At 57.9% G+C, this 14,875-nt stretch carries 15 protein-coding genes; 9 read left to right on the top strand and 6 right to left on the bottom strand.

Features of this window, described 5'->3' with window-relative positions; translation table 11 throughout:
- Positions 1 to 128 precede the first annotated feature (128 nt).
- From Q4P78_RS05885 to Q4P78_RS05865, 5 genes are all read left to right on the top strand, one after another.
- Positions 129 to 908 carry a metalloregulator ArsR/SmtB family transcription factor gene (locus tag Q4P78_RS05885; protein ID WP_303339431.1) on the top strand — a complete coding sequence of 260 codons (780 nt, stop codon included), beginning with the start codon at positions 129 to 131 and terminating at the stop codon, positions 906 to 908.
- A gap of 107 nt (positions 909 to 1,015) precedes the next feature.
- Positions 1,016 to 2,473, top strand: coding sequence for a Fe-S cluster assembly protein SufB (gene sufB / locus Q4P78_RS05880; RefSeq protein ID WP_303339430.1), 1,458 nt, complete (start codon positions 1,016 to 1,018; stop codon positions 2,471 to 2,473).
- Positions 2,473 to 3,747, top strand: coding sequence for a Fe-S cluster assembly protein SufD (sufD, locus tag Q4P78_RS05875; RefSeq protein ID WP_303339429.1), 1,275 nt, complete (start codon positions 2,473 to 2,475; stop codon positions 3,745 to 3,747). The genes sufB and sufD overlap by 1 nt, the downstream gene beginning before the upstream one ends.
- A 16-nt stretch (positions 3,748 to 3,763) precedes the next feature.
- Positions 3,764 to 4,522, top strand: a complete 759-nt coding sequence (sufC, locus tag Q4P78_RS05870; protein WP_303339428.1) for a Fe-S cluster assembly ATPase SufC — start codon at positions 3,764 to 3,766, stop codon at positions 4,520 to 4,522.
- An 82-nt stretch (positions 4,523 to 4,604) separates the two neighbouring features.
- Entirely contained in the window at positions 4,605 to 4,931 is a 327-nt protein-coding gene (locus Q4P78_RS05865) for a metal-sulfur cluster assembly factor (RefSeq protein WP_303339427.1), read from the top strand.
- Between the two features lie 209 nt (positions 4,932 to 5,140).
- On the opposite strand, the gene Q4P78_RS05860 is transcribed toward Q4P78_RS05865, so the two are convergent.
- The gene (locus tag Q4P78_RS05860) at positions 5,141 to 5,665 is read right to left on the bottom strand and encodes a phosphohydrolase (RefSeq protein WP_303339426.1); all 525 of its coding nucleotides are present in this window, start codon (positions 5,663 to 5,665) and stop codon (positions 5,141 to 5,143) included.
- 199 nt (positions 5,666 to 5,864) lie between these two features.
- On the bottom strand, positions 5,865 to 5,990 hold the full coding sequence (locus tag Q4P78_RS05855; protein WP_303339425.1) for a hypothetical protein: 126 nt from the start codon (positions 5,988 to 5,990) through the stop codon (positions 5,865 to 5,867).
- Positions 5,991 to 6,059: 69 nt separating this feature from the next.
- Here Q4P78_RS05855 and Q4P78_RS05850 point away from each other — a divergent pair, with 69 nt between their 5' ends.
- Positions 6,060 to 6,293 (top strand): hypothetical protein, encoded by a 234-nt coding sequence (locus Q4P78_RS05850; protein WP_303339424.1) that lies wholly within the window; start codon positions 6,060 to 6,062, stop codon positions 6,291 to 6,293.
- Positions 6,277 to 6,546 carry a type II toxin-antitoxin system RelE/ParE family toxin gene (locus Q4P78_RS05845; RefSeq protein WP_303339423.1) on the top strand — a complete coding sequence of 90 codons (270 nt, stop codon included), beginning with the start codon at positions 6,277 to 6,279 and terminating at the stop codon, positions 6,544 to 6,546. The genes Q4P78_RS05850 and Q4P78_RS05845 overlap by 17 nt, the downstream gene beginning before the upstream one ends.
- Before the next feature lie 95 nt (positions 6,547 to 6,641).
- On the opposite strand, the gene Q4P78_RS05840 is transcribed toward Q4P78_RS05845, so the two are convergent.
- The 3 genes from Q4P78_RS05840 to Q4P78_RS05830 all read right to left on the bottom strand — a co-directional run bounded on the left by Q4P78_RS05840 (position 6,642) and on the right by Q4P78_RS05830 (position 8,995).
- Complete coding sequence (locus Q4P78_RS05840) at positions 6,642 to 7,391, bottom strand: energy-coupling factor transporter transmembrane component T (RefSeq protein ID WP_303339422.1); 750 nt, start codon at positions 7,389 to 7,391, stop codon at positions 6,642 to 6,644.
- A gap of 2 nt (positions 7,392 to 7,393) precedes the next feature.
- Positions 7,394 to 8,299 carry an energy-coupling factor ABC transporter ATP-binding protein gene (locus tag Q4P78_RS05835; protein WP_303339421.1) on the bottom strand — a complete coding sequence of 302 codons (906 nt, stop codon included), beginning with the start codon at positions 8,297 to 8,299 and terminating at the stop codon, positions 7,394 to 7,396.
- Positions 8,300 to 8,383: 84 nt separating this feature from the next.
- A complete protein-coding gene (locus tag Q4P78_RS05830) occupies positions 8,384 to 8,995 on the bottom strand; it encodes a biotin transporter BioY (protein WP_303339420.1) in 612 nt (203 codons plus the stop codon).
- A 530-nt stretch (positions 8,996 to 9,525) separates the two neighbouring features.
- On the opposite strand from Q4P78_RS05830, the gene abc-f reads away from it, so the two are divergent.
- A complete protein-coding gene (gene abc-f / locus Q4P78_RS05825; protein WP_303339419.1) occupies positions 9,526 to 11,124 on the top strand; it encodes a ribosomal protection-like ABC-F family protein in 1,599 nt (532 codons plus the stop codon).
- Between the two features lie 809 nt (positions 11,125 to 11,933).
- Here abc-f and Q4P78_RS05820 read toward each other — a convergent pair.
- Entirely contained in the window at positions 11,934 to 12,656 is a 723-nt protein-coding gene (locus Q4P78_RS05820) for a metal-dependent hydrolase (RefSeq protein ID WP_303339418.1), read from the bottom strand.
- 349 nt (positions 12,657 to 13,005) lie between these two features.
- Between Q4P78_RS05820 and lepA the strand changes: the two genes are divergently transcribed.
- Positions 13,006 to 14,856: a translation elongation factor 4 gene (lepA, locus tag Q4P78_RS05815; RefSeq protein ID WP_303339417.1), complete on the top strand. Its 1,851-nt coding sequence runs from the start codon at positions 13,006 to 13,008 to the stop codon at positions 14,854 to 14,856.
- The last annotated feature ends 19 nt before the right edge of the window (positions 14,857 to 14,875 follow it).

Genomic DNA, 14,875 nt, shown 5'->3' with positions numbered 1-14,875 from the left:
CTGAGCACCCCGCTGCGAAGCCCTTAAATGCCACGCTGAGGGTGCCTTGCACGAAAGTTAAAGACTCTTTGCTCACAAGTAGGAACACCTTACTAGTACCCCCACCAGAATTAGGACATACTTTAGTTGTGTATTCCGTGAACAAGACCGTAAAAAGCGCCTCCAAGGCGCCCGTGTCGAAGTCCGGCGCACGCACAGCGGAAACCGAAGAACGCACCCGAGACCGAGTGCTCCGCGGCGTTCTCAACCACGGCCCCGTCTCAGCAGCCAACCTCGGTGAACTGCTGAACCTGACCCCCGCAGCAGTGCGTCGCCACCTCGACGCGCTGGAAAAGGCGCACATGATCGAAGTCGCCTCCCTCAAACACCTCTCGGCAGGCGCAGGCCGACCCGCACGCCGCTACGTCATCGCACCCGAAGGGCACGAACGCCTAGGCAATGACTACCTAGACATTGCCCGCGACGCCCTGAAAATGCTGCGAGACACCGTAGGGGAGCAGGCACTCGAAGCCTTCGCCTCCGCACGAGCTGCCGAAATGGAGGCGCGCTACCGCCCGGTAGTAGAAGCCGCCGGTGACAGCGTCGAAGCCCGAGCCCAAGCCCTGGCAGAAGCCATGAGCCGCGACGGGTTTGTAGCCACCGCCAACCGCACGGCACCGCCCGCAGGTCGCCCCGTGCCGGCAGGAACGAACTTCCTGGCAAGCATTCAGCTCTGCCAGGGTCACTGCCCCGTACGAGACCTCGCCGAAGACTTCACGGTCTTCTGCGACCAGGAAACCGGGATTATTTCCGACCTGCTCGGCGTTGACGTACGTAGGCTCTCGACCATGGCAGGCGGCGCACATGTGTGCACCACCCACGTGCCGCTGGTACGAGATAAAGAACGACCCGACACTGACGCCTCCTAGCCTGCGCACCTCGCAAACGCTAGCGCAACAATAGTGCCGGGCACCATAGACTTCCCGGAGACAATCCGGAAGAATAAAGAATTATTCACCATCGAAGAAAGGCCGTAATGACCGAGAAAGTTGAGCTCGAAGCCAACGACACCGTCATTTCAGAGATCCTGGAGATGAACCCCGAACTCGAGGGCATCGGCAACTACGAGTACGGTTGGGCCGACTCTGACGAAGCCGGTCAGGCTGCAAAGCGCGGCCTGGACGAAGCCGTCGTGCGCGATATCTCCGCCAAGAAGAACGAACCCCAGTGGATGCTGGACATGCGCCTGAAGGCGCTGAAGTTCTTCGAGCGCAAGCCCATGCCCACCTGGGGTGCGGACCTGTCTGAAATCGACTTCGACAACATCAAGTACTTCGTGCGCTCCACCGAAAAGCAGGCGGAAAGCTGGGAAGAACTGCCCGAAGATATCCGCACCACCTATGAGCGCCTGGGTATCCCCGAAGCAGAGCGTAACGCACTGGTTGCAGGTGTTGCAGCACAGTACGAGTCCGAGGTTGTGTACCACCAGATCCGCGAAGATCTGGAAGCACAGGGCGTGATCTTCGTCGACACTGACACCGGTCTGCGCGAATACCCCGAACTCTTCAAGGAATACTTCGGCTCCATCATCCCCATCGGCGATAACAAGTTCTCCGCACTGAACACCGCCGTATGGTCCGGTGGCTCCTTCGTGTACGTGCCCCCGGGAGTACACGTGGAAATCCCGCTGCAGGCGTACTTCCGCATTAACACCGAGAATATGGGTCAGTTCGAACGCACCCTGATCATCGCGGACGAAGGCTCCTACGTACACTACATTGAGGGCTGCACCGCCCCCGTGTACCGCTCCGACTCGTTGCACTCGGCAGTGGTGGAAATCGTGGTGAAGAAGAACGCACGCGTACGCTACACCACCATCCAGAACTGGTCCAATAACGTGTACAACCTGGTGACCAAGCGCGCCGTCGCACACGAAGGCGCAACCATGGAATGGGTCGACGGTAACATCGGCTCCAAGGTCACCCAGAAGTACCCGGCAGTGTACATGGTCGGCGAGCACGCCAAGGGCGAGACCCTCTCCATCGCATTCGCAGGTGAAGGTCAGCACCAGGACACCGGCTCCAAGATGGTTCACATCGCGCCGAACACCTCCTCGACCATCGTCTCCAAGTCCGTGGCACGAAACGGCGGCCGTAGCGCCTACCGCGGCCTGGTGCAGGTGCGCGAAGGCGCAAAGCACTCCAAGTCCTCGGTGGTTTGTGACGCCCTGCTGGTGGACACCATCTCCCGCTCCGACACCTACCCCTACGTGGATGTCCGCGAAGATGACGTGACCATGGGCCACGAAGCAACCGTTTCCCGCGTCTCCGAAGAGCAGCTGTTCTACCTGATGCAGCGTGGCCTGGCAGAAGACGAAGCAATGGCAATGATCGTCCGCGGCTTCGTTGAGCCCATCGCCCGCGAGCTGCCCATGGAATACGCACTCGAACTTAACCGCCTGATTGAACTCCAGATGGAAGGATCTGTGGGCTAATGTCGAACACTGAAGAAACCCTGGGCTACCACAGCCCCATCATCCCCGGCATGGACCAGGAAGGCGAGAAGCTCGCCACCGAGTTCGCCCACGATGACACCATTCTGCGTGCCACCGAGGCAAACCACCAGGGCTCCAACCCGAACAATGTTCAGAAGATCCTGGAAGCCTCCCGAGCAGAGCGCAAGACCTCCTACAAGGTAGAGGACTTCCCCGCACTGACCGGCCGCGAAGAAGACTGGCGCTTCACCCCCCTCAAGCGCCTGGGTGGACTGCACCTGGACGCCCTGAATGGCGAAGCACCCGCAGTGCAGGTCGAAGCCCCCGAGGCTGTGGTTGTTGAAACCGTCGACCGCGAGGATGCACGCATCGGCACCGCCGGCATCCCCGAAGACCGCGTCGCAGCAAACGCATGGTCCTCCTTCAAGCAGGCAACCATCGTGACCATCCCCGCAGAGGCAGAACTGACCGAGCACGTGAACATCAGCATTCACGGCAACGGTGGCGACCCCTCCGCACAGCACATCGTTGTTGAAGCAAAGCCCTTCTCCAAGGCGCAGGTTGTTATCCGCCACACCGGCACCGCAACCGTTGCACAGAACATCGAATTCGTGGTCGCAGACTCCGCACAGCTGAACGTGATCACCGTGCAGCAGTGGGATGACACCGCAATCCACGCCTCCGCACAGTACGCAAAGCTCGGCCGCGACTCGCGCTTCAAGCACATCTGCGTCTCCCTGGGCGGCGACATGGTACGCGTGACCCCCTCCACCAAGTTCACCGGCCCCGGCGGCGAAACCGAAATGTACGGCCTGTACTTCGTAGACGCCGGCCAGCACATCGAATCCCGCCTGTTCGTGGACCACTCCGTGCCCAATTGCAAGTCCCGCGTAACCTACAAGGGCGCGCTGCAGGGCAAGGGTGCACACTCCGTATGGGTCGGCGACGTGCTGATCGGTAAGGAAGCAGAAGGCACCGACACCTACGAGCTGAACCGCAACCTGCTGCTGGAAGTTGGCCCCCGCGCCGACTCCGTGCCCAACCTGGAAATCGAGACCGGCCGCATTGAAGGCGCAGGTCACGCATCCACCACCGGCCAGCTGGACGCAGAACACCTGTGGTACCTGCAGGCACGCGGCATTCCCGAAGCAGAAGCACGCCGCCTGGTCGTGCGCGGCTTCCTGAACGAAATCATTCAGCAGATTCGCGTACCCGAACTGGAAGAGCAGCTCACCGAAGCCCTCGAGGCAGAGCTGGCGATCAGCAACAACTAAGCTTTTAGGAGAAACAATGTCTACCCTTGAAATCAAGGACCTGCACGTCTCGGTCATCCTCGACGACGAAAACACCAAGCCCATCCTTAAGGGCGTGAACCTGACCATTAACTCCGGTGAGATCCACGCAATCATGGGCCCCAACGGCTCCGGTAAGTCCACCCTGGCATCCACCATCGCAGGCCACCCCAAGTACCAGATCGACTCCGGTCAGATCCTGCTCGACGGTGAAGACATCACCGAAATGAGCGTGGACGAGCGCGCACGCGCAGGCCTGTTCCTGGCAATGCAGTACCCCGTGGAAATCCCCGGCGTGACCATGTCCAACTTCCTGCGCTCGGCAAAGACCGCAGTGGACGGCAAGGCACCGAACCTGCGCACCTGGACCAAGGACGTCAAGGCAGCTATGAGCCAGCTGGAAATCGACCCCGCCTTCATCTCCCGTAACGTGAACGAAGGCTTCTCCGGCGGTGAGAAGAAGCGCCACGAGATCCTGCAGCTCGAACTGCTCAAGCCCAAGTTCGGTATTCTCGACGAGACCGACTCCGGCCTGGACGTTGACGCACTGAAGATCGTCTCCGAAGGCGTGAACCGCGCACACGAGCAGAACGACATGGGCGTTATGCTGATCACCCACTACACCCGCATTCTGCGCTACATCAAGCCCGAATTCGTGCACGTGTTCGTTGACGGCAAGATGGTAGACCAGGGTGGCCCCGAGCTGGCTGACCGCCTGGAAGAAGAAGGCTACGTAGCATACACCGGCAAGAAGTAAACTTTCCGGCAACACACTGAATCCCCGACCCGAAGCTCACAGGTAGCGGGTCGGGGAAACGGACAACAAAGAAGGTGAACAAGTGACTGATGTTGCTTCCCGCCCCTCCCAGGAGCAGATTGAAGACGCCCTGGCAGAGGTAATCGACCCCGAACTGGGTGTGAACATCGTTGACCTGGGCCTGCTCTACGGCATGCGCTGGGACGACGACGGTGTACTCATCCTCGATCTGACCCTGACCACCGCAGCCTGCCCCCTGCAGGAAGTTATCGAAGAGCAGGTGCAGGAAAACCTTAGCCCGCTGGTTGATGAATGGCGCGTGAACTGGGTTTGGATGCCGCCGTGGGGTCCGGAGCGTATCACCGACGACGGTCGCGATATGATGCGAGCCCTGGGCTTCAATATCTAATACCACTGGGTTAGATAGCTCAACACTCAGCCGGTACTCGAATATTTCGGGTACCGGCTGAGTGCTTTTAATATACTGGGTTTATAGCCCGTGTTGTAGGGGCCGGGCTGTACAGGCAGGGCTGTGATAGCGCGGTTCAGCGCGGGCTGCACGAGCCGGAAGGCGCGAGGCGGGGCTTAGTGTGCTGTCTAAGTGGGAGCCTGTCAAAACTACGCCGGGATACGGATCTTCTCCAGCAGGCTCTCATGCGTGGGCGCCGCCTCATTCAGGTAGGCGAGCGCGTACTCGTACTTAGCTAGCAGAGCCTCGCGGGTTTCCTCATTCAGGTGAGCCAGGCGCTCCGGGTCGGTATTATCGGCAATATCCGCACGCTTAACCCACACGGCAAGCTCATTGGAGGCAACACGCTGCAGATAGGATTCGTAGTTCTCGCCCTCGCGGCGGGTGAGCGCATCAATCGCATCAATCATGGGTGCGGCGAATAGGCGAGCCAGATAGGGTAGGGTGACCGGGGTGTCTTCGACCGTATCGTGTAGCAGCGCCACAATGTAGAGCATGGGTAGCTTATCGGTCAGGTGCGGGTATTCGCGGGTAAGAGACCGCAGGCGGAATGCCACGCGGCGCACATGCGTAATGTACGGGCGGCCAATCTTATCAACCTGCCCGGCGTGTGCTTGTTCCGCGATGCTATCGGCAAGGCGGATCATTTCCTTATCGTAGTGGGTCAACGACATCGTTTCCTCCTGTTCCACGGTGAATATTTACCCCAGTCTACGCCTTAACCCCCTTGTCAGACAAGAGTGTGACAGACCCTTTCTCCGTTTGGGCGCAATTTGTTGCTTTGGGCGCAGGAAATTTGCGCCCGTTGTTACTTTTTGCGCCCAAAACGATACACCCCAAAACTGGAGGAAGTGGGTAGGGGGCGGTTAAGGATCACGGGTCAAGCTGGTTGAGGCGGTCAAGGCCGCGGGCAGTGAGCGCGTCCCCGGTTGCGTGAGCATAGGTCACCGTCTGAACCACCAGGGGACCATCATCCTCCAGCGCGCCATGCCAAGGCATAACGTCAATATTACGTCCCTGGCATGGAGAAATATGTTAGGGTAAAACTACAGACCAAAGGAGAAGACAATGTCACCACGATACATTGAGATGACACCCCGTTTGGAAGAGCTTGCGCAGCGTGCAGAACGCCAGGGTATTGACGTGAACGATCCGGGTCTCATGGAAAGCTTCGCTGAAGCGATGGAACGCTATATCTGGGAGCAGAACATTCTGCGTATCTCGGCGCGAGTTAAAGCTGGCGAAGAAGAAACCTATACCCTGGACGAGATGAAAGCCATGATCGATGACATGGACGATTAAATTCACCTCTTCGTTCGCCAAAGAACTAAAACGTTTAGATAAGCCAACACGGCTCAGGATTCTTAAATATTTTGACGACTTACAAACTATAGAAGATCCGCGAGTCCGAGGTAAGGGTTTAACGGGGAACCTGAGCGGTTACTGGCGGTATCGTATTGGAGATTACCGTGTAGTTGTTGAGCTGATAGATAATCAACTGGTTATCCTGGCTATCGACCTGGGGCATCGACGAGAGATATATAAGCGGTACTAAGTACACGTTTTATGACGTGAGCACAGTTCTTTGTTGGAGCGCGAATTTTTAGCGCTCAAACAAAGAAACTGCGCTCACACTGTAGGTGGGTGGTACTAGAGGCGGTCAAGGCCGCGGGCAGTGAGAGCATCCCCGGTCGCGTGAGCATAAGCCACCGTCTGAACCACCAGCGGGATCAGCAAACGCCAGCGCGAACGGCGAGACATGCCACGCGCATCCGCCGCTCGGGATAGAGACGACCAAATAGTTAGCACCTGCGGCACCGAACGAATCAGCAGAGCAATAGCCAGACCAACACGCTGCGGCGACACGCCCACCAGGCGTAGAGGTGCGCAGGCACGTACCGCACCATCCAGCAGCACCGGCAGGGGAGTTGACGTGAGCACAGCGCGCGACAGCATAAACGCCGACAGCATCGTACACAGCACATCAACACCCGTGGCCACGCCACCCCAGAGCACATAGTAGGCAACCAGAAGCAGCAGAATCCAGCGCAGAGAATAGAGGATGCGCCCCATATCGCGCGCGGTCACACCCGATAGGCTTGCCAGAATAATCGAGAGAACAGCCAGACCCAGCGCCCACTGCCAACCGGTCAGAGCAAAAGCCACACCCAGCCCCACGAAGATCAGCATTTTGAGCCACAGGGGAGTGCGATGCCCAAGAGTGGCGCCCTCACGATAGGAGCCCAGAAGTAAGGATGCACCATCTGCCGGCAGGGAAGCGGCACGCGGGCGCGCATTGGGTTCACCGGCAGGGGTAGCGGGAGAAGCAGTTACTGAGCCGGGTCGCTGATTTGCCTCACCCGTGGGCATGGTGGGCATAGAAGAATATACGGGTTCCATGACTAATGTTCCGTATTCTGCGTAAAATTCTGCCCAAAATTAGGGGTAGAAACATCAGGCGCAGACTCACCCGGAAAAGAGCTCGCGCAATAGTGCTCATAAAGATCCACCATATCGGGCGCAGCACCCCGAGCAATGATACGACCGGAGTGAATAATAATCGCCTGCTGGCAGGAGCGCGCCAAATCCATATCGTGGGTGCTAATCACCAGTTGCTGAGGCAGAGACTCCAACAGAGAAATCAATCGGGAGCGATTGCGCGCATCCAGTAGAGTGGTTGGCTCATCCAGCAGCAGCACGCTCGGCTCAACCGCCAATACGCTAGCAAAAGCAACCAGCTGGCGCTCGCCTCCGGAGAGGGAATATACGCTCTGGTGAGCCTTATGTTCCAGACCATATTCGCGCAATATACGTAGTGCACGCTCGCGGCGCTCAGCGCGGGAGAGCACGCGACCATCCGGTAGCACCAGGCGGCGCAGGCTCATTTCAATATCTTCCACGGGGGTGGGCATGAGCAGCTGCGCGGCGGGGTCGGAGAAAATCATTCCGGCGTATTTCTTCAGCGCATCAGTGCTAGTCAGGGCATTATGATCGTGCACCATAATAGTGCCGTAATCGGGAAAAGTGAGCGCATTAAAGAGACCTAAAAAGGTGGATTTTCCGCTGCCATTAAGCCCCAGAATCGCAGTGGATTGGGCGCTCATATCCACGCTAATATCGCTGAGAATCGGGGGTGCCTGGCGGTTGCCTTCGGGGTATACCCAGACATTGCGCGCGCTGATAAGCCCGGCGCGAGTAGCTGCGCCGCTATGAATAGTACCGCCCGCCGAGCCGCTCACGCTAGGCACGCTAAATTCTGCGGGTGCATTAAAGCCCCCGGGCTCACCGGTTGCGCGGCGTATGGTCATGGTTCCTCCTTAGGCTTCTATCTTAAAAGGAAAACGGCGCCGGTCACCACCGGCACCGTTTTCGCGGGTTCTCATCAATAAACGTTAGAGTCGCGCCAGCGCAGGGAATGCGCGGTGCACCGAGAGCGCCACCAGCACCGCCAGAGTAGACTTGACCAAATCCCAGGGGACAAAGGCAATGGCAACAACCCACGCCTTTTCAAAGGGCATGTGTGCATTGACCATTAGGCCAATAATGCCGCAGGTGGTCAGTAGCGCAAAACCGATCAGGTTCGCACCCAGGCGCGCGCCGAAAATCGCGGCGGTGTTGCTTAGCTTGCGGGTGAATAGGTAGCCCAGGCTGCCGGCAACAAAAGCAAAGGGCAGGAAGCCCAGCAGGTAGCCCGCGCTGGGGGAAGCAAAGGCAGCCATACCTCCGCCTCCATTGGCGAAGATGGGCAGACCCGCGAAACCAGCTAGCAGGTAGAGGGCTACGGATGCGCTGGCTCGCACGCCGCCAAGCACCTGTGCGGTGATGTAGATGGCGAGGGTTTGGAAGGTGAAGGGTACCGCGCCGCTGACGGCAATGGAGGGCAGGATCGACAGTGCGCCGATGAAGGCGGCGAAGACTGCGATGAGCGCCAGGTCGCGGCCGGCGTTGCCGCGGGGGCGTTCATTGAGCTGAGATGCGCTCAATTGATAAAGATTATTAGTCATGTGAGCATGATAAATCACAGATAGTGAGATATGCAAGGTTACACGCCGTTCAATATTTTCTATTAACGAGTACTCGTAATATTTGACGTACTACGTTAGATAGCATAGATAGAGGGGAATATACGGTAGTCAATAAATATATACACTGTTTAGATACTAGATGCAGCAGCAGTATATAGGTCAACCGATGCGCGAGTGAACGGACAGGGTGAATGGACAGAGTGAACGGATAGAAAAAGACGCAATACACTCCGGTGTGGAAAGGAATATACCGTCCGCACATAACGGCAGTGCTGGGCCGGGGCAGCGGGTCAACAGCGCCAGGCGCAGGTATCACAAGCACATAGGGTAAAGAACCCCCTGTGATAGATAGCAAAGCTAAGCCACTTGGGTGTTAGAGCCCTAGCACTTAAAATAGAAAATTGGTGCCTTCTGCTGTAGAGACCACACGGGCTTGAACCATTCCCCGGGGCGTATTCTTCCCGGCGCACGGCACCGTACTAATCGCCTCAACACAGGACAGGACTCCCATGATTGCCGTTTCTAACCTTGAACTCCGCGCGGGCGCTCGCCTGCTCATGGAAGAGGTCACCTTCCGCATTGATAAGGGCGATAAGATCGGTCTGGTCGGCCGCAATGGCGCCGGTAAAACCACTATGACCAAGGTGCTCGCCGGCCTGACCCTGCCCGCGGACGGCCAGGTGACCCGCAGCGGCACCATCGGCTACCTGCCTCAGGACCCGAAGGTTGACGATATGAGCCAGCTGGCGCGCGACCGTATTCTCTCCGCGCGCGGTCTGGATGGCGTGGCGCGTAAAATGCGCCAGGCGCAGGTGGATATGGCGAGCGAAGACCCGGCGGTGAGCGCTAAGGGTATGCGCCGCTACGACCGCCTGGAGGCTGAATTCATTGCCGGTGGCGGCTACGCTGCCGAGTCAGAGGCGGCGGTCATTACCTCTAATTTGGACCTGCCCGAGCGTGTGCTTTCTCAGCCCCTGTCTACCCTCTCGGGTGGCCAGCGCCGCCGCGTGGAGCTGGCGCGCATCCTCTTCTCCAATGCCGACACCATGCTGCTGGACGAGCCCACCAACCACCTGGACGCCGACTCGATTCTGTGGCTGCGCGAATTTTTGAAGAATTTCTCCGGCGGTCTGCTGGTCATTAGCCACGACGTTGAGCTCATGGAACTGGTCGTCAACCGCGTGTTCTACCTGGACGCCAACCGCTGCGTGATCGACCAGTACAATATGGGCTGGAAAAACTACCTGCTGCAGCGCGAGCAGGACGAGCACCGCCGCAAGCGTGAGCGCGCCAATGCTCAGAAGAAGGCGAGCGCCCTGCTGGAGCAGGCGAATAAGATGCGCGCTAAGGCGACCAAGGCTGCCGCGGCTCAGCAGATGATTAAGCGCGCCGAAAAGCTCATGCGCGGTCTGGAAGAGGAGCGTCAGGCGGATAAGGTTGCGGCGATTCGCTTCCCGGATCCGGCACCCTGCGGCAAGACCCCGCTTTCTGGCGAGGGTCTGTCGAAGTCCTATGGTTCCCTGGAGATTTTCACCGATGTGGACCTGGCGATTGACCGCGGTTCGCGCGTGGTGGTGCTGGGTCTGAACGGTGCCGGTAAGACCACGTTGCTGCGTATGCTTGCCGGTACCACTCAGCCCGATACGGGTGAGGTGGTGTATGGTCACGGTGCGAAGATTGGTTATTTTGCGCAGGAGCACGAGATTCTGGACGGCGAGCGCACTGTCTTTGAGAATATGAAGTCTGCTGCCCCGGATTTGGACGATACGCGCGTGCGCACCATTCTGGGCTCCTTCTTGTTCTCGGGTGATGATGTGGATAAGCCTGCTGGTGTGCTTTCCGGTGGTGAAAAGACCCGTTTGTCCCTGGCGACCCTGGTGGCGTCGAGTGCGAATGTGCTGCTGCTGGATGAGCCGACCAATAACTTGGACCCTGCCTCGCGTGAGGAGATTCTGAATGCGTTGAAGGCGTATCAGGGTGCGATTGTTATGGTGTCTCACGATGAGGGTGCTGTGGAGGCGCTGGATCCGGAGCGTGTGCTGCTGCTGCCGGATGCGGTGGAGGATCTCTGGTCGAAGGATTATCAGGATTTGATTTCGCTTGCCTAGTACACGGTGTAGTACGTCGGTGCAGTGCTCTGCATAGTTTTGCGTGCTGGGTGCTGATAAAAGCTATGTGAACTGCCCGCCCATATGTTTGTGCATATGGACGGGCAGTTTTTCTATGCTCTTGCGTCCCATGGTGTGGTGTACGGGGTGCTTGCACCGACTGTTTTGAGAGCTGCGGGAGTCCGAAAAGACCCTGCGTTTACCCAAAAAATGTGATGCGAGTCGTGGGTTTGTGTGGTTTTATGAGGGTTTGAGTGCCCTGTGAGTGTGGCTTTTGAGGGCGCTCGATCGGGTTCTGCATTCGTGACGAAATATGACGCCCTGAAGCATGTGTGTTTTGTGGGTTTTAAGGGGCTGTTTTGTGGCTTTTCCTGTTGGTTTTCGGGTGTAAATGTGGGTTTACGTGGGGTGGACTGTGTGAATACCGACAAAGTGGGATTTTAAGTAGAAAACCAATATCTAGCCCGCGTAGACTATAAGTGTTCCCGGGAAATGGATGACCTAGGAACACCAAAGAATTATTCATTGCAAAGGATGTTTACCCTTCCTCGAGTGAACACCCTGGCGGCGAGCGGAAACTCGCTCGCTGTACAGACAAGGAGCATGCCAATGCACAACACTGAATACGAAAAGTACCCCACCTCCGGTGAAGAGAACGTCGAGGTTGACGTCTTCTGGCCCATCCAGGACGCTTAATCACTTCACCACCCACACGGGTACATAAGGATTATAAGGAAACCCTCCCGGGATACCGAGAGGGTTTCCTTTTGCCTATATTCACTCTATTAGCGCATTGACGCGCGAAATAGCTATACGTGGAATGAGCCAATCACAGCACTGGGCGCAGCCCACATGCCCAGCACACCACCGGCAACCCACACAATATAGCAGGTGAGTACCAGGGTCAGAGCCTTCTCTCGCGCACTACCCGCATCGCCCAGAATCGGCAGAGCCATATAACCACTCTTTTTCCATAGGAGCGAGGGCACCACGGGTTTAATCGTGATGGGGTAGAAGGGGTTCACTCCGCGCGTGGTCAGCGCATCACCAATGAGGTGAATGGTCGCGCCGGCTGCAATAGCCCAGGGGAGCAGGCTGAGCGAATCGGTGGTATAGGCTGCCCAGCCCAGGGCGAGAGCTCCCAGCCATCCGCCCGGAGCACCCAGCACATGCAGCGCCAGACCGCCGGAAAACATAGCCAGTAGCAGCGACGCCCAGGGGATTCCCTGATAGCTGAGCATACTCGCGAAATAGGCGAGGGCCCAAAAAACCACCAGTCCCAGAATGGAGTGCGTGCCCTTGCGGTGGCCGCCGCTTATAGCACCCACAAATCGCGCTATCCAACGCGAAAAGGGTGGAATGGTATTGGCAATGGAGCCATTATGGTGGTCAATATCGGGTAGCATACCGGCGCCCGCGCATGCCAGGGTGGTGACCACCAGAGTGGGTGTGTCGGGCACGTGCACGATCCCGGTTTCTACCAGTGCCAGCCAGCCCGCGGCTGCACTGACAGTGTGGCTATAACCCATCATGGGCGGCTCCTTCTCTGCCGGGACGTGTCCGACGGATAGCACTCGGTGCGTTCGAAACTATTCGAAGATTTTCGATATATTTTCGAGTATATCAGAAAAACGTTCGAGAGTTCTGCTATATTTAACCTAAAGCTATTCGAAGACACTAGCCCGACAATTGCATCCGGGTGCTGTGGGACAAGGAACCGTCATCTCACACGCACCCAAGCGAGCTTTTAGACCCTCTTTATAGCCTCGATAGAGTAATTTGGTGATTATCCGGGGTACGGGTTCGCGTATTGGGGTGCACTATGGGAAAATGATAGGTAACTATGCCCATAGACCTACGACGCCTGAAAGGATGACGTTCGTGGCACCCATGTCGAAAAATCCGCCCGTTGCGGCGGCAACCGACCCCGCGATTATCCGCAACTTCTGCATTATCGCGCATATTGACCACGGCAAGTCCACCCTTGCCGACCGCATGCTCCAAGCCACCGGCGTGGTTGCTGCGCGCGATATGAAGGCGCAGTACCTGGACCGTATGGACATTGAGCGCGAGCGCGGCATCACCATTAAGTCGCAGGCTGTGCGCATGCCCTGGGATGTTGACGGCACCTCCTACGCGCTGAATATGATTGACACCCCCGGTCACGTGGACTTCACCTATGAGGTGTCCCGCTCCCTGGCAGCATGTGAAGGCGCACTGCTGCTGGTGGACGCCGCACAGGGGATTGAGGCTCAGACCCTGGCAAACCTATACCTTGCCATGGAAAATGACCTGACCATTATCCCGGTGCTGAACAAGATTGACCTGCCCGCCGCAATGCCCGATAAGTATGCGGAAGAACTGGCGAACCTGATCGGTTGCGAGCCTGAAGATGTGCTGCGCGTATCCGGTAAGACCGGCGAGGGCGTGGAGGAGCTGCTGGACCGTATTGTTGAGCAGATTCCCGCACCCGAGGGCAACGCAGACGCCCCGGCACGCGCCATGATTTTCGACTCGGTGTACGACTCCTACCGCGGTGTGGTCACCTATGTGCGTGTGGTGGACGGCAAGCTGGAACCGCGCCAGAAGATTAAGATGATGTCTACCGGCGCCGAGCACGACCTGCTGGAAATCGGTGTGATTTCCCCCGAGCCGGTGCCTTCTAAGGGCCTGGGCGTGGGCGAAGTGGGCTACCTGATTACCGGCGTGAAGGATGTGCGCCAGTCCCGTGTGGGTGATACCGTCACCAGCGCACACCGCCCCGCAGAAGAGTCCCTGGGCGGCTACGAGGACCCCAAGCCCATGGTGTTCTCGGGTCTGTTCCCCATTGACGGCTCCGATTACCCGGCGCTGCGCGACGCCCTGGATAAGCTCAAGCTTAACGACGCCGCACTGATTTACGAGCCGGAAACCTCCGCCGCTTTGGGCTTCGGTTTCCGCTGTGGTTTCCTGGGTCTGCTGCACCTGGAAATCGTGCGTGAGCGCCTGGAACGCGAGTTCAACCTCGACCTGATTTCCACCGCCCCGAACGTTATTTACGATGTGGTGGACGAGACCGGCACCGCACGCCGCGTGACCAACCCGAGCGAATTCCCCGAGGGTAAGGTCGCTGTTATTCGCGAGCCGATGGTTGCCTGCACCATTATTGCGCCCAGCGATTACATTGGCGCGATTATGGAGCTGTGCCAGTCTCGCCGCGGCCAGATGAACGGCATGGACTACCTCTCCGAGGAGCGCGTGGAAATGCGCTACCGCCTGCCCCTGGCTGAGATTGTGTTCGACTTCTTCGATCAGCTCAAGTCCCGTACTCGCGGTTACGCTTCCCTGGATTGGAAGTTCGACGGTGAGGAAGAAGCTGACCTGGTCAAGGTTGATATTCTGCTGCAGGGCGAGAAGGTGGATGCGTTCTCGGCGATTACTCACCGCGATAAGGCGTACTCTTATGGCGTGATGATGACCGGCAAGCTGCGTGAGCTGATCCCTCGCCAGCAGTTTGAGGTGCCGATCCAGGCTGCTATCGGTTCTCGTATTATTGCGCGTGAGAATATCCGCGCTATGCGTAAGGACGTGCTCTCCAAGTGTTACGGTGGCGATATTTCGCGTAAGCGTAAGCTGCTGGAGAAGCAGAAGGAAGGTAAGAAGCGCATGAAGATGGTCGGTCGCGTGGAGGTTCCTCAGGAAGCGTTCATTGCGGCTCTGTCTTCGGGCGAGGAGAAGGAAAAGAAGAAGTAGCCTTCGCCTGCCTGTGCTG

The sequence above is a fragment of the Rothia sp. (in: high G+C Gram-positive bacteria) genome, from assembly GCF_030540545.1.
GTDB lineage: Bacteria > Actinomycetota > Actinomycetes > Actinomycetales > Micrococcaceae > Rothia.
This window is presented reverse-complemented; position numbering and strand designations above follow the sequence as displayed.